Consider the following 17,912-nt stretch of genomic DNA (forward strand, 5'->3'; position numbering starts at 1 on the left):
GCCTTGTTCATTTTTAGAGGTTGAGTAAGCCCGCGTCCATTTTGGTTGTTTTTTTAGTACGTTTTGGGTAAGCGGTTGAGCTAAGGGTATGAGATTGTCGCGCGTTCTGAGATCCCCCTTCTTATTTTGTCTTCTGGCGCTATGTTGCCGTGGTGAGGGGCACACTGACGTTTCAGAAATAGCAGCCGGCAAAAAAGACGAGGTCTATGGCGATCTCGATCTGTCGGCGCGCAACGACGAACCAACGACCGCCGATTCCAAGGCGATCAACTTCGGTGTCACGCCGTGGGGAGACCCCGCAAAAATGCGCGTCGCGTATCAGCCGCTGGCGGCATACCTTTCAGACAAACTGAAGTCACGAGTGCGTCTCATCATTGTGCAAGAGTACCGCGAGCTCGTGACCGACCTGAGGCGCGGCATTGTGCAGATCGCGTCGTTTTCACCGGGAGCGTACGCCGATGCACTTGATGAACGCATCGACAAAGACTCTGACTATGTGGCGTCGGCACAGCTCGGCGGCAAAAATTATTACCGGGGAATCATTCTGGCGCGCGAAGAATTTGCCGACCTTGCTGCGCTGAAGAACAGATCGTTTGCTTTTGTCGAAACGGGTTCTTCTTCTGGCTATAAATATCCGCTGGCGCTGTTTTTGAACAAGGGTATTGACCCCTACCGGCATTTCTCGAAGATATATTTTCTCGGTTCACACCCGAACGTGGTCGAAGCAGTCGTCGGCGGTAAGGTGGATGCAGGCGCCACATGGGACGGCTATATTCAGGAAAACTATCCGCAGAACCCTCCGGGAGTGCGCGTGATATTGAAGACCGACCCGATTCCATACGATGCAATTGTGGTGAGCAAACGCAAGCGCGCCCCCACAGCGGCAAACCTGCGAAAAATTCTGGTGTCGCTCAAAGCAGACAGTCTCAGCAAGGCGGGCGAGAAAATTCTGAATAACCAGATTGGCTTTCCCTATTCGGGTTATGTCGTGCACTCGCCGCGCATTTACGATATCGTGCGGCAGACGGGCCGCGCTGTGGGCAATTACCGCAAGCCGGCCGAGGCACCGAATGAGTGAGCCAAAACCATCGCTGGCGATTCGGTTATTGCAGCTTCTCGACGAACGAGTCAGCGTACCGGGATGGATAAAACGCCGCATCGAAAAATATTCGGTCGCGTCAAAGATCAATTTCATTATTCTCACGGCAGTTTTGCCGATGCTGTTTGTTCTCTCGATGATATTCTTGCTGCTGTTCTTTCAGATCAGCAACCAGATCGAAGCGACACTCGTGCAGAAAATGGTGTCGACAAAAAACGCGTACAATTTTTACGAACGGACGACACTTGTCTATGCGCGCATTCTTTCTGAGAATATGTATATAAAGAAAGAGCTGCTGGCTGACACGATAAACGTCGGCCCGATTCTGCGTGTCTGCCGGCAGGTACAATCGAGTGTGTCTTTAAACCGCATCACAATTTATGACCGTAAGGGTGTCGTTGTCGTGCGCAGCCACAAACCTTCGGAATTCGGCGAAGACGAGAGCAAGGTACCCGCGATTGAGAACGCGCTTAAAAAAGGTGAGACAACGGCCGCGCTCGCCCTCGAAAAAGACCAGGTCGTGCTGCAAAATACCGTGCCGGTTTACTTCGACGACGACCGCATCGGGGCCATCACCGCCGGGTATGTACTCGACCATCAATTTGCGCGCACACTTTCAGACCTGACGCAGTCGGGTATCTTTATCGGCGCAGGTGGCAAGCTCGTGGCAGCTTCGTACGCAGGTGACCTCGAAAAAATCACCGATACAAACTATGCGGCAACGAACCGCACCTATTCGATTTCACGCCGTGTGACCTTCAAAGACCGCAATGGCAGCGAACAATCTGACACGATGGATTTTCGCTTCGTGCCCATCGCCACCCCAACCGCCGCTGATGTACAGAATGCGGGTATCGCGGTCGCCCTTAAACCTTCGTACCCTCGGTTCTTACTCTATACACTTTTCTGGGGCGCATTCGCCCTGATATTGCTTGTTATTTTTCTCGGTGTCTTGCTCTCATTCAAGATTGGCTACCGCATTGCGGGGTATGCTTCGGCCGTGTCAGAAGCCATGACGCGCTTTAGTGCCGGAGATCTAAAGACTCGCGTCGACGGCGTCTCTGACGACGAGCTCGGGCGCGTGGCGCGGGGGTTTAACGAAATGGCTGCCGAACTCGAACGGCGCATTCAATACATACGCGACACCAATGAAAATCTCGAGACAATCATCTCAGAGCGAACACAAGACCTGGGCGTCGCGCTCAACCACGTCACACAACTTGAAGAGATGCAGCAAGGTGACTATCTGCTGATGTCGCTGCTGCTGAACCCGTTGACCGCTTCAGAGTTGAAAATCGGCAAGCTACAGGCCTCATTCTACATGGAGCAAAAAAAGAAGTTCAACTTTAAAGGGCAATCGGGCGAGATTGGCGGCGACTATACACTGTTTGCTCCGCTGCTCTTCAAGGGCACAAAAACCAAGTGGCTGTTTTTCTTTAATGGCGATGCAATGGGCAAATCGAGCCAGGGTGCAGCCGGCGCGTTGATTTGCGGGGTAACACTACAGTCAATTCTGGCCAGATACAAATCTGAATCTGCTTCAGTGAAACCCGAAACGTGGCTGCGAAGCGTTTACCGCGAGCTCGACCATATTTTCACGCTATTCAAAGGCTCGATGAACATGTCTGCGATTCTCGGGCTGACCAATACTGCCCGTGGCGAGACATATTACATTAATGCAGAACATCCGCGATTGGTATTGTTTCGCAAAGGCCGCGCCAGATTTGTCGAAGATGCACAGCGGACGCCAAAACTCGGCTCAACGACCGGCAACAAAACGGCGCGCGTTCACTACGTGCACATGAAACCGGGCGACATGCTGTTCGCAGGCTCTGACGGCAAAGACGACCTCGAAATCGCCGGCAGCATCGAGTCAGATGACGAAAGGTTCGTGAAGATTGTCGAGGCGGCGCGCGGCGATCTCAATAAAATTCGTGCCGAAATCGACAAGGCCGGAGCGCGCACCGACGACCTGTCGCTCGTGCGCATATCTCTCGGTTAACGCATTAGCGTTTCTGCATGTTTTCTTGCCGAATCTCTCGTTGCAGGCGCCTGATCGTCGCTTGCTTTTCAGGCGAGGTCCATTCTTTGTCGGTAAAAACCGCTGATCGATAAGGCTGCGTCTTGTAAGTTAAGCGCAGCGCCGAAAGCGCGCCCTGCTGCGCGGCACCGGTGATACCGTCTTCTGGCAGCTTTTCACCCACAATGCCGGGCAAAACGAAAGACCCGCTTGCGCCGGCATCTCGCAACGCTTTGCCATAGACGAAAAAGTACAGTTGGTGTTCGCCGGCGCCAAGACTTTGGTGCAGCAGCGCCTCGACGAGTGGCCTGCCGGTCTCTGCCATCAGCTGCGTGCGAAAGCTGTAAAAACCAGGTTGCCGCACGCTGACGCGAAAGAATATTCTGAGCGAACCATGGTGTAACTTTTCACCGGCGAACGCCGTAATAGTTGCGGCGGCCGAAGCATCGCCCGCTAAAAGAGGCGTTTCAAAAAGCGAAGGATCGTCGCTCTTGAGCAGCCGGTTCGTTTCGGGATACCGGCTGCGCAGCAGATAATCTCTGAGCCGCGTCGCGGCAGGTATCTCAGTGCCCGAGCCGTCGATTTGCGCTGGCGTCTCTTGAAAGACAGCCATGGTAAGACTGGTGAGCAGAATAGCGCTCCCCACTCTCATGGAGTGTTGGCGAGCTTTTCTAGCTCTGCGATGCGCTCGCTCTTGAATTCAGAATCGTATTCGGCGTCAGAGAATTGGCTCAGCTGGTACTTTTCAGTACGGTATTCGCCGAGAAACGGCAGAATACCCCGTTTAATCGGTTCGGTCTGCTGAGTGTTTGCCAGAATGCGCTCGACCTGCTCGGGCGGTAAATTCAGGTCATCGGGGCTGATCGGCAGATTCATCTGCTGCCCGCGAAGCCCGGTCAGAACGTAGGGGCCGGGTATACGCCGGTCACGCAGAATTTTGCCGAAGAACAGCAGATCGACCCATTGCGTGCCACCACCAAGCTTCACGTCGGTGCGCGCATGCGCCAGCGGCTCGGGATTATCGGCCATCAAATTTGCCTCGATGCGGTAAGAACCCGAAAGGCGCACCTGCACTTCGGCTGAAACAATGAGTGAACCATTCTCAAGCCGTTCATGAAACTTGCCGGTGAATTTTGCCGGGGCCTGCGGCGACGAAAAGAAATGCGTTTTTAATTGGTGGATATAAGACGTCTTCTCTTCGGGCAACGCAAAGTCAACAGTGAGCTCCATATCGCCCCAATCGCTTTGCCGTGGTTTGAAAAAGAATGAAACTGAAATGGGAGACTTCGCATCGTTTTTGACAACATCGGGCGGCGGTGTGGGAAAAATAACACTCGCTGCGGTGCGCGTGAGTTTGGTGGCCTTGATATCGGGCAACACAAACTTTCCCGTTTTGAGATTCTGGCATCTCAGCTGCGTCTCGTGCGTCTGGTCTTCGTAAACCGTATGCGCTTCAGCCTGCAGAACGCACGAGTGCACGGGCTCTTGTGGTTTGCCGTCTTCAATGATCGGCATGGGCTGCATGGGTAGTTCAATAATTTCATGCCGCACCTGATCGACATCGCCAGCAGTCAGGGGCCTCGAATCGGGAGGGTACTGCGCCCATTCGCGAAAATCCATGAGCACCTTGGCAAACGGTACATCAGATTTTTTTGCCAGTTCAGCCAGCTCTTGCGTCGGGTCGTCGAAGCCGCTGATGCGCTTTCGCCGCGCCGCTTCACTGCTCGCAGAACTCTCACTACTGCGGCTGCCGAACAGCCAAAAGACCAGAAGCAGCAGCGCTACCGCAGCACCTGCAATGATAAAGATATTTTTACGATGGATCATGAGAAATAGCCACGGGAATGTCTAATAAGTCGCCGCTCAGGAGCGGCTCGCGACTTTTTAGACATCCCCCAAGGCAATCAGTTCGGCGCTGCGCGCGCTATATCTGAGCGGTTCGGGTAGTCGAGGTGCTTAATCGCGACGCCAGCTGCACTGTGGCGCGGGTGCTGGTAATGGTTCGAATGCGCAGAATAATACTTGGTGCTGCGAAACGGCCAAATACCGGTGGTGACGCTTTCACCGCCGCAGCGCGAGAAGCTGACAACGTTGCGATAGCTGCAGGTCGAATGCATCGCGAGCACCGTATCGTGGCTGCCGGGGAAAATCCAGTTGATATACCACTCTGGGGTGTTGCCTGCGAGATGATAGAAAGGCGTGCCGTTGGTGAGGTTGTGGTCATAAGACGCGCGCGCTGCGCTGGTCTTCAGCACATTCACCGCGTCGGGAAAGTTCAGAAAGAAATTCGACAGGCCGAGAGTGATCACGTTGAGTGTTTGCAGCACCGGGTTGCCGATGTTCGCCAGCTCAGAACCGCCTTCGGCTGAAACGAGCGAAGTGACGTAGAGCACGTTGTAGATATTTGACCTGTTATAGTTCGCCAAAACGAAACCGGTGGTTAATCCGCCCATTGAATGGTTGACGATGCGGCACGACTGGCCGCGGTCGCGGCGGCAATGCGCATTCAGGTTTGCCAAGAGGCGTGTTGAACCGCGTTCTGCGCCGGCAACTGTCGGGTTAAAGCGGCCGTCGTAGCCGGTGTGCACGACTGGGGTCGAATTATCCTGAACACCCCAGTAGCTGGTGCAGGTCGATTTGCCCTGGCAGGTCTTTGCCGTTTCGGTCTTTTGTACCGAGAAATGAAAACCGTGAACGTAGATCGTGGTCGTCGCTCCGAAAGCCGCCCCGGTAAAGCCGAGAGTGGCCAGAAAGATCAGAACTTTTTTCATCGAAGAATCCTCTTCACATTTTGATACACATATATGCGGCACCAGACCATAAGAGCGCCAAAAATTTTAGCATTGCATCATTCAGTTGCCAAACATAGTAGTGAACACTCGTTCAGCAACAGGATTAATATTGCAACCCGCCGGGTAAAACCGGCATCTAATTTACATGAACCTTTTTCAGGGTGACACCTATGCCACCCCTGCCGACCAGCGCACCGACTGGCAAGACTATGCGCTGCTGCGCTCGCGCTGGTGGCTCTACGCACGCTTCGTCGGCACGGTTTTTAAATCACGCAAACTGATAGAAGAGAATCGTTATGGTAATGACAACTGGGCCGAAACCTCGCTCGATGTCATGCGTGCCATTGAGGCCGTGGGCGGGCGTTTCGAAATCAGCGGGATAGATAACCTGCGCAAAGCCGAAGGGCCACTGGTCATCATCGCCAACCACATGAGCGCACTCGAAACATTCGTCTTGCCCTGCATCGTGACGCCGATTAAGCCGACGACGTTCGTCGTGAAAGAGAAACTCATGCGCGGCGTCTTCTTTGGCAAGATCATGAAGTCGCGTAACCCGATCGTCGTCGGCCGCGAAAATGCACGCGAAGATATGGAGATTGTGCTGCGCGAAGGCGAGAAGCGCCTGAAAGGCGGCCTGTCTGTGATTTTGTTTCCCGAAGGCACGAGACAAAAATCATTCGTGCCTGAGAATTTCAACTCGCTCGGCACCAAACTCGCCAAACGCGCGGGGGTCAAGGTTCTGCCGGTCGCACTCAAAACCGACTTCTGGAGCAATGGCCGCATTCTCAAAGGGTTCGGCCCGTTGAAGCGCCAGCGGCGCATTCATATTGCGTTTGGTGAAGCAATCGACGTAGATAAAAGAGAAAAAGAAACCCACCAGAAAGTGGTGGATTTCATCTCACAGAATTTCTCGCGCTGGGCTTAAAAGACTTTCGCTTAAGCGAAAGTCTTCTTTCCGATAAACCGTTTGCGATTGAACTTTGGTCGGTTCTTATGCGCAACAATCTGATAACAGGTCGCATGGCCCTCTTCGGCGATGTTGGTCGACCAGGCGAGAAATGCATCCCACAATCTGAACCAGTAGGGGCTATACGCGCCGAGAATCTTGTCTTCGTTGCTCAGCCAGTTTTCATGCCACTGGTTGAGTGTGCGGGAATAGTGAATGCCAATCGTCTCGACGCTGCGCACTTCGAAACGCGCCTTTTCGAGTTTAGCGACGTACCACTTCAGCGGCATGCTCGCATCTGCCCCCGGAAAGATGTATTTATTCATGAATAGACCCCAGACGAGGCTCTCCATGTTCCAGAGGCCCGCTTTGAGGCCTGCTACCTGCTGGTAATAGATACCGTCGTCGTCGAGCAGGTTATAAATCTGCTTCATGAACTTGTTGAAGTTTTTCACGCCCACGTGTTCGGCCATTTCAACGCAGGTAATTTTATCGAACTTCTGTCTCGGTATGTCACGGTAGTCGATTTTCAAAACGTTAACTTTGCCCTGAAGCTTCTGTTTCACGATCTGCTCGCTGATATACTGGTAACCCTGTTCTGCAATCGTGACGCCGGTAACCTGCGCGCCGTATTTTTTAGCGGAGTTATAGAGCAACGTGCCCCAACCACAACCGATATCGAGCATTTTGTCGCCTTTTTGAAGGAGAATCTTCTCGGCGATCAGGTCAATCTTGTTCTGCTGCGCCTGCTCAAGCGTTTCTCTGCCCGTCTTGTAAATACCACTGGTGTAGACCATGGGTTTGCCGAGAAACCAAGAGAAGAAATCGTTGCCAATATCGTAGTGGTCTTGCGCGATGCGCGTGTCTTGCGCTTTAGAATGAATAATTACCTGCGGGAGAAATTTCGTCAGCAAGAAGCTGTAGTGTGAAGATACAAACCTGAAATCAAATATTTCATGCTTGTGCTTCAAAAGCTTTGCAAATGTGTCGACGGTAAGGTCTATATCACCCGCGATGTAGTCTTCGACAACGCGCGTGATGGGTACTGTTTTCTGTTGGTAGCGCCGGGTTAAAGAGTTCTTCTTTACGCGAACGAAATCTGCTATTCTCATAAATGATAGACTGTACGCGAGACCTGCTGGCAACACTCAATTGAACAAACGTTCGCAATAACTGACGCTGGCGTCAGTTATTTAACGCTGTTAAATTTCTTAGTTGCCTTTGAGAATTCTGGGAAAAAGCAACTCGCTCTCGATTTGCATGTGCTCTTCGAGGTCATTCGTCAGTTGGCGCAGTTTGTAAGAAAGCCTTGCGAGCACGGGAATAAATCCGCCCTTTTTTGAAAGCTGGTCAGCGAGTTTTTTCACACGCTCAATCTCTTCTTCGTGGTGCTGGTGCTCTTCGAGCATGTGCTTAATCGGCCCGGTGTAGGTGCGCGCGACTTCGTCGCGGTTCTTGCCCGAGTGATCGAGCTCGCGAATCCAGGGAAACAGAATCTGCTCTTCGTCGTGCAGGTGCATCACCATGTCGCGGTGGTATTTTTTCCAGAGCGCCGCGAGCTCGGCGAGCTCTTCAGGCGGCTCTTGTACTTCTTTCTGAGCGAGCACAATAAGGTCGTCGATCTCTTCCATAATGTTGCGGGTGAATTCGTGGTGCGTCGCGATCAGGTAGCTCATCACCTGCACGTTACTGTACTCGGGAATCGCGTTGCCGATGAAATTGGGGTCAGCTGTTTTCATGAACACCTCAGTAGCCGACGAATAGAGCGGAGCGATCAGCCTGTCAAACAATTCTCGACTTATGGAGCGTTATATCTTTAATTAGGTTGACGGCCAGTCTCTGCATGCCCGCGGTTTGCGCTGGCATGGCATCGCCCAAATGAAAATACCTGAACTCCTCATGCCTGCCGGTAGCCCGCACAAGCTTCGGGTTGCCATTGAGTACGGTGCCGATGCAGTCTATTGCGGCGTACCCCGCTACTCATTGCGCGCGCGGGAAAACGAGTTTCGCCTGCACAACCTGGGCGAGGCGGTCGAATTCGTGCGCGCGCGCGGCAAGAAGATCTACTTCACCGTCAATGCGATACCGCGCAACTCGAAGGTGCCCGGCTACCTGCGCTACCTCAAGGCCATGGCGGAGCTCAAACCTGACGGGCTCATCATGGCTGATCCGGGTCTCATCATGATCACCCGCGATAATTTTCCCGACCTGCCGGTGCATATCTCGGTACAGGCAAACGTGATGAATTTCGCGGCGGTCGAGTTCTGGCACAGGTTCGGGGCCAAACGCGTGATACTCTCGCGCGAGGTCACGCTCGCAGAAGTGAGGGAAATCCGCCAGCGCTGCCCCGACATGGAGATCGAGGTCTTTGTGCACGGTTCGATCTGCATTGCACACAGCGGGCGTTGCTTCATGAGCAATTACTTCAAGAACCGCGACGCCAACCAGGGCGCGTGCAACAACGCGTGCCGCGACCAGTACCAGGTCTATCTCATGAACCCCGAGAAAGAAGATGCGCAAATGGAGCTCATCAGCTCTGACGAAGGCACTTTTCTCATGAATTCAAAAGACCTGCGCGCGATCGAATTTCTCGATGAACTCACGGAAATCGGCGTCGATTCGATCAAGGTCGAAGGCCGCACGAAGAATGACTACTACGCCGCAATGATTGCGCGCACATACCGGCGCGCGCTCGACGATATTCGTGACGGCAAATCGTTCGACCGCCGGTTACTGACCGAACTCGACAAGGTGGCGTCGCGCAAGTATTTCTCGGGTTTTCTGACCCGGGGCATGGAAGATCGGGTGCCTGAAGATGAGCGCGATTTCCAAAACGAAGAAGGGAACACGCACTACCAGTCACACCACTACGCCGGCTGCGTCAAACGCCAGGATGCCGACGGTATCGCATGGTTTGACCTGAAAACCCGGCTCACCGAAGGTGACGAACTCGAAGTTTTTTTTCCGGGACAATTTGAATCCAAGTTGGCAACGGCGGGTAAGATTCTGCGCAATGGCAGCGAACACACTGTGCTGAGCGGTGGCATCGGCGAGGTGGGTATGTACCTGCCGTTTGCCGTACCGGAAAATGCATTTCTCGCGCGAGTGATGACCGATTATTTGACCGCTGCAGCGCCCAAATAATCGGTCGAGTTATTCTGATTTCGCCAAAGCCGTCGGGCTCGCAAAAAGCTGGCGCAGCTTTTGCCTGAGCTTCGGTGCGCGCCACGCGTCGCGAAACATATCGGCGAATTCGTGAAATTGAATCTTGAACCAGTTGTGCGTCGCAAGGTTCTTGGTCAGGCCATAGCGCACCGGCAGCGTCTCGGGTACGAATGTCTTGAAGAGCCTGTCCCAAATTATGAAGATGCCACCGTAGTTCGTGTCGATGTATTCTGGGTTCGAGCCATGGTGCACGCGGTGGTGCGAGGGAGTGTTCATGACATATTCCAGGGGGCCCAAGGTGCGAATCGTCTCGGTGTGAATCCAGTACTGGTAAAGAAGACTCACCGACATCTGTATCAGAATCCAGTGCGGGGGAAATCCCACAAAGGCGACGGGTAACCAAAACGGTGTTTCAATGATCGGCGCTGTCCACGATTGCCTGAGCGCAGTTGCCAAATGGTAACGTTGGCTTGAATGGTGCACGACATGCGTGCCCCATAAAAAGCGGATCTCGTGCGCCAGACGGTGCATCCAGTAAAACGCGAAGTCGTCGAGAACAACGAGCACAATCCACGCGGCCCAGACCGGCGTACTCTCAAAGTGTTTCGGCCCGGCATCGTAACAGAGCTTCAAGAGCCAGATAAAAACAAAGTTCCAGAAAAATCGCACGACGAGACTGCCGAGCCCACCGGAGAGACTTGCGGCTGTGTCGGCGACTTCGTATGCGCGTTTCTGTTTCCACAGCACGAGATTCTCGATGCCCATGGTGATGATGTAGAAAGGTATCGCGAGAATCGTCGGTTCTTCTTCAATATATTGAATCAGCTGTTCCATTATTTTCTCCCGGTTATTGAATCGCTTAAGTTTGCGTTGCCTTGCGCAGCGATGAGCGCAACGAAGGTGCGCACGAGCCGCATAATTTCGCGCTCGATGAAATCGTCGGCGATCAGGTGCTTTTCAGTGGCAATTCCCTGCATCAGGTAAATGACTGCGTGCGCCGCGCTGCGCAGCATCGCCTGCGACTCTGCCGGAAACGCCTGCCCGATCAGCGCATGCGTGTTAAGGCGATGCTGCTCGATGATCGGCTGAATTGCTTCTTTGAGATCGGCATCGGCCGACGATTCGGCAAAAAGTCTTGAGACCGCTATGAAATCCGCCGAACGAAACCAGGTTTCAAGGTCGTCGACGATGCGCATGAGATCGGGTTCGCACGCCTCGCCCAGCAAGCAGTTAAAATCGCGAATAACTTTATCAAACAGATAGTGCGTGGCGCCGGCGACGGCAGCAGTCTTGCTGGGGTAATAGCGAAAGAGCGCGCCCTGCGAAACGCCCGCAGCTTCGGCGATGTCGGTGGTGGTGAGGCGACTGAAGCCCTTGTTCACAATGCACGCAACGGTCGCAGCGTGTAGTTTTTTCAGGGTCTGTTGGCGCCGCTCAGCTTGGGTCTGCCGCATAGGGCGGTTTATTGGCTCTATACATAGTGACTAGTCACTTTTTATAATTCAAATCTCAATGCTTGTTTAGAAATGCTTTTTATTGACAATTCCTTACCACGTACTGATACTGTAAGGACAATGACGTCCAAGATTACCTCGAAATACCAAGTCACGATTCCCAAACGGATTCGAGACCGCATGCACCTGGAGATCAACAGCGCAATCGAATGGGTAGTTGAGGGTGGCAAGGTTGTCGTCAAAAAAGCAGAATCACCGATTTTGAAATACCGCGGCTTCATCAAAACGGGACCGGGTGATATCGATGCAGATATCGCCGCCGCTCGTGACAATTATCTCAAGAGCAAATTTGGCAAATGAAATCTTACGTGATCGACACGAATTGCATACTCTCGTACGTTACCGATCGTAATACGCAACAACAGGCAATAATGCAGCCTTATTTTGAACAATGCTCCAATGGAACTGTTCAGTTTTTTATTCTTGAGAGCGTTAAGGTCGAGATGGTTTACGTATTAGATCGGGTCTACCGCGTACCAAAGCCCACAATTGGCCAGCTACTCAGAGACCTTTTCAGCTCACCGGGAATCAACTATGCAGTGAATACCGACGAGACCGAAGAGTTTGCGTTTTGGCCAGACAAAGTCAAAGACTACGGAGACGCAGTGCTTGCGCATTACGCGAAAAAAAGCCAGCTACCCGTCATGACTTTCGACCGGGATTTTGCAGGCCAGCTTAAGCACCTTTCGATCAAACACGTCTACTTGAAATCTTAGAAGCTCATGGCCTATTCAGGCCGGCTTCTGCTTGCGCGCAGCGCCTGACCAGCGGCGGTTTGGGACTTTTTAGAGAAACCCTGATTACGATTCGATCTTTCGGCTACCCGGTAAACTACCTACTGCAACGTAGAGAAAGCAAATCTGCCTGAAATTCCATCGGCACACCAGGCTGCAGCTCAGTGCCCTGAAAGCTCTTATCGATAATCTTTCGTACTCCAAGGCCGACGCGCTTTGCCATTTCGGCTGGCAATGGTGAAATTGTGCGCACGTTGACGCGCGCCCCCGACGTAGTGCCGGTCAGACGACGCAAGTGTGGCCCGTAGTATTTTCCCTTGGCGCTCTTCTTCTTTTCGTGCTGCCAATCGGTATCAAAGATGATCATTTCGCCAAGACGCAGCGAAAATTGTTCTTTGCCGAGACTAGCAGACGGGCGGCCCTTGCCGTTGTGCATATTGTCAGAGCGTTCGACTACGACATTGCAGCGAAACTGCAAATCTGCAGCGGCGAGTGGTTCTGGCGCCGCTTCGAGCGCGAGCAGATCTCCCTTCACGCTTTCGCTCGTACCCGGAAAAACGCGAATCTGTGATTCTGCAGTTGGCGATGTGCGCAAATAGGCGATAATCATGTGAGTGCCCTTGTTGGTGATTTTACGCAAGTGCGATCCATAACGCGTTTTGCCGTCCCATTTTTTTTTCTCGTGTTTCCAGTCCGTTTCAAACTCGACCAATGCACCTGCTGGCACATCAATCTCCTCTGGCCCGAGAACAGGCCTGGATGCAAACGCGCCGTCTCCACGCTCATAGATCACTTGGACTGAATGGAGAGAAGCCGTGAAAAGTATGAATGCCGTAACAGAAGCAAATCTGAATCGCTGGAGCATGATATATGCGGCAGAAATAAGCGACGAGCGTCAATTTAAATTTTGTAGCGGGTGCGCTGCGTGTACGGGCAGCTCGCTAGACTCCCTTCACCCCATACCACGCACAAATCATGAACGCTTGAAAAAACCGCACTGGTAGCCGAATACCGCTGGCCCTCAGAATACTCTCTGTCTCTGCAGGCGGCAAGACTGTCAGCATTTCGCGCAGTTGCACCGAAAGGTTGGCGATTGATTGAGGTGTGGCGCCCATGAGCGCCTGCACCGCCTGCCAGTTCTTGAGCATCGGCGTAAACTCTGGCGAATCGAGGTCGAAGCTGATTTCAGTGTTGATCAACATGCCGTTGGGCTTCAGGCGATCAGACATCGCCTTATAGAAGTCGAGCCTTTCGCCGCGCTTCACGAAATGCGCGACCAGAACGCTTAGGGCGATGTCAAAGTCCTCGCGCAGCGGTAGCCCGTGAACGTAACCGTGCACGAGTTCGCAGCGGCCAGAGACACCAGCTGCCGCAAGTCTTTCGCGGCAGACATCGAGCATTCCCTGCGCAGGGTCGACGCCCACGAATGTCCATTCGGGAAACGTCTCAGCTAAAGACAGAATTTCGGCGCCGGTACCGACTCCGACACAGAGCACGCGCGCGCGTAGCGGTGCGTCTTTGAGCACCAGTCGAATGAGAAAATGCATGTTCTCTGAAATGGCTGAAAGCTGTTGGTTGCGCTCGTCATATGCTTTTGCGGTGTTTGAGAAATGGTCAATAATGGGATTGTCGGCCTTCATGTTTTGGCGTAGCTAAAAAATAATCTTCTTAAAATAACAATCCTATACCCAAACCACCAGAGATGCCTGTAGTGTAGCCGTAATTGTAACCGTATTCATAGTAGCCCATGCCGAGCTCGCCATGCACGCTAAACCTCGAGGCGAGCACGAGCTCGAAACCCAGGTTCACGCCCGCATGAATATACTGGGTATTGAATCTGCTTTGGCTATAGCTGTAACCCCAATATGAAATCGCGGGGGCAATGTAGCTACGCATGTATGTGTTCGGCCCGGTAACGACCTGAAAGATATTAAAATGCACATCTGTGCCGATATTATAGAAAGTCTCGGTTGAATACTGTGACTTCGAAGGAAACGCCATGCCTGTCAGGCGGGCGTGCACCAACTCACCAAACGCATATTTGTATGTGACTCCCAGCCCGCCAATACTCGAGGCCTGAATGCCAACAACGTGTGGCCGACGTTTGTACGGATTCTCACCTTCAGATTGCGGCTGAGCGGATGCGGTCTGCGCGAATACTTGCAGCGAAAATACAGTTGCGAACATTAAACCGGTTATGATAGACTTCGACATGAAGCATTCGCAAACCTTATGGGCAGTGAGTCAACAGAAAAGCAGCGATTACACTGGTTAAGCATTTCCGAGCTCGTCGAGGTCTGGCGGCTGTCAGAAATTCGCCCCGACGCAATCGGGGTCTGAGGGTGAGGTTTTACATAGTGGCCATGCGGTCGCGCGGGCACTGGAAGCATCGATTGTGCCGCTGCTGGTTCCGCAGCTGCCGCCAGTGTTGCTGCCATCACAGATGCCCATTGCCGTTTGGCCCGAAACGGCTCCAACCCAGTGGTTGTTTGTGAAGTTTAAAGTACCTGCGGCTGCATAAAATACGTTGTTTCCGTTCGTGGCCGTGTTAGAGACGAACTGGTTATGGTTGACAGTCGCTGTAGTGCCGGTTGCGAATATGGCACCACCTCTGACAGCTGCGTTTGTCGTGAACAGATTGTATGTCACTGTATTGTTGTTCCCGAACGTGAGCGCTCCCCCATTACTCAGGTTGCCAGTGCTGGTATTGCCAGAAAAGGTATTGCGCGTCAGCGTGTTACCGAAGCCGTTGATTACCAGCGCTCCGCCGAATGAGCCGGCTGTCACGGCTGTCGCCGTATTGCCTGAAAATATGTTATTGATGACATTGTTGTTATTGGATAGCAGGTAGGCTGCAGCTCCGTGAGCGGTATTTGTCAGAGAAATAAAATTACCCTGAAAGGTATTACCGGTCATCACATTAAAATCGCCCACAATGTAGAGTGCGCCACCCTGATGATTGCTCTGTGCCGAACTCAATGAGTTGTTGATGAACTGGGACGAGGTGATGATATTGGCGTCGCCGGCAAGATAGGCTGCACCACCTCGAAGAAAATTGGCCACGTGCGTTACAGAGTTGTTAAAGAACTTAGCAGAGTAAATTGCTGCCCGCTGTGTGGCGTACAAGCCACCACCGTAGAGAGTCGTGGCCACGGTGTTATTGAGGATGAGCGTATTTCTCAGGACGATCTGCTTGCCAGCAGCTTGATTCGCCGAGATGCCTGCGCCATTTGTGGTTGTCGTGCGATTGTTCTGAATGGTGCAATTGTCGAGATAGAGCGACTCAGCCGTCGTAATGCCGGGACCAGCGTATTCAACGATCACATATTGCAGCAGACTACCGCTACTGTAATTGTCTGAAGTTATCGTACTGCCGACGGCCCCTGTGGCAAAAATAATTCCGCCCCAATTGCCCGGCGTGGGTGAGGCGTTGGCTGAGGTGAAGACGACCTGCGCGCTCTGAGTGCCTTGCGCGGTTAAAGCACCACCGCTCGCCACCGTTATCGAGAATGTCGGGTTTACCAGGACAACCGTACCCGCCGAGATCGTCAGGGCACCTGTAATCGAGACATTTCCCGTGACACAGTAAGGGCTCTGGGCTGGTGTCCACGTTTCTGAAGTCACTGTTCCCGCGACTGAGGTCGTACAGCCGCTGGGTACAGCAGTCGTCGTCGCCTGGTACTGCAAGGTGCCCAGATTGTCCTGCACGATGACCCGGTAGCTGTAAGTTTGGCCGGCGATTAGTCCGGCGGTATCCGTATAGTTTGCCGTCGGCAGGTAGATGGTACTCAGAAGCTGAAACCCGCTGCCAGAATCGCGGTACACCAGTGCCTGCGTTGTACCTGTGGGATAGTTCCACGTCACGCGGATTGCCGCCGCGGACTGGGCAAATGCCGCGAGCGCTACGCTATCAAAGTAGACCTGAAACGTATTCGACAGTCCGCTCAGAGTCGCCGTGACCGAGTCTACGGCTCTCAGCTGCAGGCTCGTGTAAGAATCGGAAAGCGTGACCGAAACGGTAGCAACCCCGTTGACAAAACCTGTAACCGAAGAAGGAGTGATTGTTCCAGCGACGAGGTATGTACTCAGGTTGACCGTGCCATTGTACGCCGTGTTGGTGGTATTATCTGAATTGGTCGCGGTTATCGTCAGATCAAACGGCTGGCCTTTGAACGCAGTACCAGGCGCAACAAGTTTGAATTGATTGAACACCACCTGCGAGCTTGCAGTGATGTTATTGCTGACAGTGGTGAATGAGGCATCGGTTGAATCTGTCACCCTCAACAGAATCACTTCTGTCGAGTTAAGGCTCAACGACGGATTATTGTACACCACGGTAAAATTCTGCGTGCCCAAAAACCATCCGCCGCCCGTGACACTCGAGAGTGTACCGCCGCCAACCTGCAGCGTGAGGTTTACCGGGTTCTGGTATTCTTGCTGTATACCTTCAGGTCGCACAGTATTGGTCGCCGTTATCGTCACTGTGAATGGTTGCCCCACGGTAATCGGCGACGGCGCGGTGATCCTGAGACCCTTCGTGCCGCCGCTGGGAAATTTGAGATTGAGAATGTCGCTCGTAGAATAATCTTTGCAGGCGAAAAGCAGTGCGGCGATCAAAAAGAAGATCGTTCGATAAAATGCGTTGCGGGCCATAGTACGATTTCTACGGCTGAAACCGAAGCTGTGAAGTTGACCGCGTCAACCGATATGAATCTGAAGCACCCCCCCTAATCAGGGGGTAATTCTTTCTGACTTTGACTAGAGTGCGGTGCGCTTAAGAAGAACAAATGCCCTGCCTCAGACCAGACCACGCCTGCGGTAACGATAACTGCACCGAAGACACCGCGATTACTGAAAGGCTCGAGTGCAAGCAAGAAAGCGTATGCTGTCGCAAATACCGGTTCGAGCGCAAATATAACCCCCGCACGCGAGGGTGTCGTGAGCGGTTGAAAGCGCATCTGCAGCATGATCACAAACACCGTTCCCGGCAGAGTCAGGTACAAGAGCGCTAGCCACAGGTCGAGCGCGGGGGGCACATAGACGCCCTTGCCGAAAGCCATGGGTAAAGCCAGAAAAGCGACGGTAAGGCTTTGCAAAGTCGCGAGCGGCCTGCGCGTTTCGGCGTTACTCCACGCACCAACGCCGATAATGTAGGCGCTGAAGGCTGCAGCACACGCGAGGGTGAGCCAGTCGCCATAGTTCCAGTCCATGAAGCCTTCAGGCGAAGTCAGGTAATAGAGCCCTGCGAGCACGAGCACTGCGCCAGCCAGCGTGTAGCGCGAAGGCAGGCGCCGGTAGAGAATAAAATAAAGAATCGGCGTAAACAGCACGAGCAATTCAGTGATAAACGCGGAGCGCGACGTTGTCGTGTATTCAAGCCCCATCGATTGCAGGGTGAAACCGATGAAAAAGAAGAAGCCGAGAATGGCGCCGCGCAGCCAAATGACCGGCGCCACACGAAATGCCGCGCGGCGATAGAGTACCGCAAAAATGATACCGGCAACGGCGAAGCGAAACGCAACGATGATCCAGGGTGTCGTGAAAGAGAGCGCAACTTTGACCGCGGGAAAAGTGCCACCCCAGATGACTGTGCAGAGCACCAGCATCGTCTCGGGTCGGTAAAGTGCCTTTCGCACTTTGCC

18 protein-coding genes are annotated in these 17,912 nt (G+C 53.1%); 6 read left to right on the forward strand and 12 right to left on the reverse strand.

The genetic code is table 11. From position 1 onward, the window contains the following. The first annotated feature begins 88 nt into the window (after window positions 1–88). Both TURPA_RS04515 and TURPA_RS04520 read left to right on the forward strand, forming a co-directional pair. On the forward strand, window positions 89–1,078 hold the full coding sequence (locus tag TURPA_RS04515) for a phosphate/phosphite/phosphonate ABC transporter substrate-binding protein (protein WP_014802104.1): 990 nt from the start codon (window positions 89–91) through the stop codon (window positions 1,076–1,078). Next, window positions 1,071–3,101: a SpoIIE family protein phosphatase gene (locus tag TURPA_RS04520; RefSeq protein WP_014802105.1), complete on the forward strand. Its 2,031-nt coding sequence runs from the start codon at window positions 1,071–1,073 to the stop codon at window positions 3,099–3,101. The genes TURPA_RS04515 and TURPA_RS04520 overlap by 8 nt, the downstream gene beginning before the upstream one ends. Before the next feature lie 4 nt (window positions 3,102–3,105). Here the strand turns inward: TURPA_RS04520 and TURPA_RS04525 are convergent, their stop codons facing one another. The 3 genes from TURPA_RS04525 to TURPA_RS04535 all read right to left on the reverse strand — a co-directional run bounded on the left by TURPA_RS04525 (window position 3,106) and on the right by TURPA_RS04535 (window position 5,890). After that, window positions 3,106–3,732: a hypothetical protein gene (locus TURPA_RS04525; RefSeq protein ID WP_041948301.1), complete on the reverse strand. Its 627-nt coding sequence runs from the start codon at window positions 3,730–3,732 to the stop codon at window positions 3,106–3,108. Between the two features lie 35 nt (window positions 3,733–3,767). Then, window positions 3,768–4,946, reverse strand: coding sequence for a hypothetical protein (locus tag TURPA_RS04530; protein WP_014802107.1), 1,179 nt, complete (start codon window positions 4,944–4,946; stop codon window positions 3,768–3,770). A 77-nt stretch (window positions 4,947–5,023) separates the two neighbouring features. Further along, window positions 5,024–5,890 (reverse strand): hypothetical protein, encoded by an 867-nt coding sequence (locus TURPA_RS04535; protein ID WP_014802108.1) that lies wholly within the window; start codon window positions 5,888–5,890, stop codon window positions 5,024–5,026. Window positions 5,891–6,056: 166 nt separating this feature from the next. Here TURPA_RS04535 and TURPA_RS04540 point away from each other — a divergent pair, with 166 nt between their 5' ends. Further along, window positions 6,057–6,836: a lysophospholipid acyltransferase family protein gene (locus TURPA_RS04540; RefSeq protein ID WP_014802109.1), complete on the forward strand. Its 780-nt coding sequence runs from the start codon at window positions 6,057–6,059 to the stop codon at window positions 6,834–6,836. A gap of 11 nt (window positions 6,837–6,847) precedes the next feature. On the opposite strand, the gene TURPA_RS04545 is transcribed toward TURPA_RS04540, so the two are convergent. After that, window positions 6,848–7,969: an SAM-dependent methyltransferase gene (locus TURPA_RS04545; RefSeq protein ID WP_014802110.1), complete on the reverse strand. Its 1,122-nt coding sequence runs from the start codon at window positions 7,967–7,969 to the stop codon at window positions 6,848–6,850. Between the two features lie 99 nt (window positions 7,970–8,068). Further along, entirely contained in the window at window positions 8,069–8,596 is a 528-nt protein-coding gene (locus TURPA_RS04550) for a hemerythrin domain-containing protein (protein ID WP_014802111.1), read from the reverse strand. A 139-nt stretch (window positions 8,597–8,735) separates the two neighbouring features. On the opposite strand from TURPA_RS04550, the gene TURPA_RS04555 reads away from it, so the two are divergent. Continuing rightward, on the forward strand, window positions 8,736–10,001 hold the full coding sequence (locus TURPA_RS04555) for a U32 family peptidase (RefSeq protein WP_014802112.1): 1,266 nt from the start codon (window positions 8,736–8,738) through the stop codon (window positions 9,999–10,001). Between the two features lie 9 nt (window positions 10,002–10,010). On the opposite strand, the gene TURPA_RS04560 is transcribed toward TURPA_RS04555, so the two are convergent. Together TURPA_RS04560 and TURPA_RS21410 are read right to left on the reverse strand one after the other, a co-directional pair. Continuing rightward, a complete protein-coding gene (locus TURPA_RS04560; RefSeq protein WP_014802113.1) occupies window positions 10,011–10,856 on the reverse strand; it encodes a sterol desaturase family protein in 846 nt (281 codons plus the stop codon). Beyond that, window positions 10,856–11,476, reverse strand: a complete 621-nt coding sequence (locus TURPA_RS21410) for a TetR/AcrR family transcriptional regulator (protein ID WP_014802114.1) — start codon at window positions 11,474–11,476, stop codon at window positions 10,856–10,858. The genes TURPA_RS04560 and TURPA_RS21410 overlap by 1 nt, the downstream gene beginning before the upstream one ends. 120 nt (window positions 11,477–11,596) lie before the next feature. Between TURPA_RS21410 and TURPA_RS04570 the strand changes: the two genes are divergently transcribed. Further along, window positions 11,597–11,836: an AbrB/MazE/SpoVT family DNA-binding domain-containing protein gene (locus tag TURPA_RS04570; protein ID WP_014802115.1), complete on the forward strand. Its 240-nt coding sequence runs from the start codon at window positions 11,597–11,599 to the stop codon at window positions 11,834–11,836. Continuing rightward, window positions 11,833–12,252, forward strand: coding sequence for a type II toxin-antitoxin system VapC family toxin (locus TURPA_RS04575; RefSeq protein ID WP_014802116.1), 420 nt, complete (start codon window positions 11,833–11,835; stop codon window positions 12,250–12,252). The genes TURPA_RS04570 and TURPA_RS04575 overlap by 4 nt, the downstream gene beginning before the upstream one ends. 115 nt (window positions 12,253–12,367) lie before the next feature. Here the strand turns inward: TURPA_RS04575 and TURPA_RS04580 are convergent, their stop codons facing one another. From TURPA_RS04580 to TURPA_RS04600, 5 genes are all read right to left on the reverse strand, one after another. Next, window positions 12,368–12,997, reverse strand: a complete 630-nt coding sequence (locus tag TURPA_RS04580) for a hypothetical protein (RefSeq protein WP_157210396.1) — start codon at window positions 12,995–12,997, stop codon at window positions 12,368–12,370. Window positions 12,998–13,211: 214 nt separating this feature from the next. Further along, the gene (locus TURPA_RS04585) at window positions 13,212–13,910 is read right to left on the reverse strand and encodes a class I SAM-dependent methyltransferase (protein WP_014802118.1); all 699 of its coding nucleotides are present in this window, start codon (window positions 13,908–13,910) and stop codon (window positions 13,212–13,214) included. 28 nt (window positions 13,911–13,938) lie between these two features. Further along, window positions 13,939–14,484, reverse strand: coding sequence for a hypothetical protein (locus TURPA_RS04590; RefSeq protein WP_014802119.1), 546 nt, complete (start codon window positions 14,482–14,484; stop codon window positions 13,939–13,941). 93 nt (window positions 14,485–14,577) lie between these two features. Then, entirely contained in the window at window positions 14,578–16,923 is a 2,346-nt protein-coding gene (locus TURPA_RS04595) for a beta strand repeat-containing protein (protein ID WP_014802120.1), read from the reverse strand. A 74-nt stretch (window positions 16,924–16,997) separates the two neighbouring features. Further along, on the reverse strand, window positions 16,998–17,906 hold the full coding sequence (locus TURPA_RS04600) for a DMT family transporter (protein WP_014802121.1): 909 nt from the start codon (window positions 17,904–17,906) through the stop codon (window positions 16,998–17,000). Window positions 17,907–17,912: the final 6 nt, after the last annotated feature.

Source organism: Turneriella parva DSM 21527 (assembly GCF_000266885.1).
In the GTDB taxonomy this organism is placed as follows: domain Bacteria; phylum Spirochaetota; class Leptospiria; order Turneriellales; family Turneriellaceae; genus Turneriella; species Turneriella parva.

Bases quoted from the DNA above. Each gene is read 5' to 3' on its own strand.
- TURPA_RS04560 (WP_014802113.1), bottom strand. From the start codon at position 10,856: ATGGAACAGCTGATTCAATATATTGAAGAAGAACCGACGATTCTCGCG.
- TURPA_RS04595 (WP_014802120.1), bottom strand. From the start codon at position 16,923: ATGGCCCGCAACGCATTTTATCGAACGATCTTCTTTTTGATCGCCGCA.
- TURPA_RS04520 (WP_014802105.1), top strand. From the start codon at position 1,071: ATGAGTGAGCCAAAACCATCGCTGGCGATTCGGTTATTGCAGCTTCTC.
- TURPA_RS04550 (WP_014802111.1), bottom strand. From the start codon at position 8,596: ATGAAAACAGCTGACCCCAATTTCATCGGCAACGCGATTCCCGAGTAC.
- TURPA_RS04545 (WP_014802110.1), bottom strand. From the start codon at position 7,969: ATGAGAATAGCAGATTTCGTTCGCGTAAAGAAGAACTCTTTAACCCGG.
- TURPA_RS04540 (WP_014802109.1), top strand. From the start codon at position 6,057: ATGAACCTTTTTCAGGGTGACACCTATGCCACCCCTGCCGACCAGCGC.
- TURPA_RS04515 (WP_014802104.1), top strand. From the start codon at position 89: ATGAGATTGTCGCGCGTTCTGAGATCCCCCTTCTTATTTTGTCTTCTG.
- TURPA_RS04525 (WP_041948301.1), bottom strand. From the start codon at position 3,732: ATGGCTGTCTTTCAAGAGACGCCAGCGCAAATCGACGGCTCGGGCACT.
- TURPA_RS21410 (WP_014802114.1), bottom strand. From the start codon at position 11,476: ATGCGGCAGACCCAAGCTGAGCGGCGCCAACAGACCCTGAAAAAACTA.
- TURPA_RS04530 (WP_014802107.1), bottom strand. From the start codon at position 4,946: ATGATCCATCGTAAAAATATCTTTATCATTGCAGGTGCTGCGGTAGCG.
- TURPA_RS04570 (WP_014802115.1), top strand. From the start codon at position 11,597: ATGACGTCCAAGATTACCTCGAAATACCAAGTCACGATTCCCAAACGG.
- TURPA_RS04590 (WP_014802119.1), bottom strand. From the start codon at position 14,484: ATGTCGAAGTCTATCATAACCGGTTTAATGTTCGCAACTGTATTTTCG.
- TURPA_RS04555 (WP_014802112.1), top strand. From the start codon at position 8,736: ATGAAAATACCTGAACTCCTCATGCCTGCCGGTAGCCCGCACAAGCTT.
- TURPA_RS04575 (WP_014802116.1), top strand. From the start codon at position 11,833: ATGAAATCTTACGTGATCGACACGAATTGCATACTCTCGTACGTTACC.
- TURPA_RS04535 (WP_014802108.1), bottom strand. From the start codon at position 5,890: ATGAAAAAAGTTCTGATCTTTCTGGCCACTCTCGGCTTTACCGGGGCG.
- TURPA_RS04585 (WP_014802118.1), bottom strand. From the start codon at position 13,910: ATGAAGGCCGACAATCCCATTATTGACCATTTCTCAAACACCGCAAAA.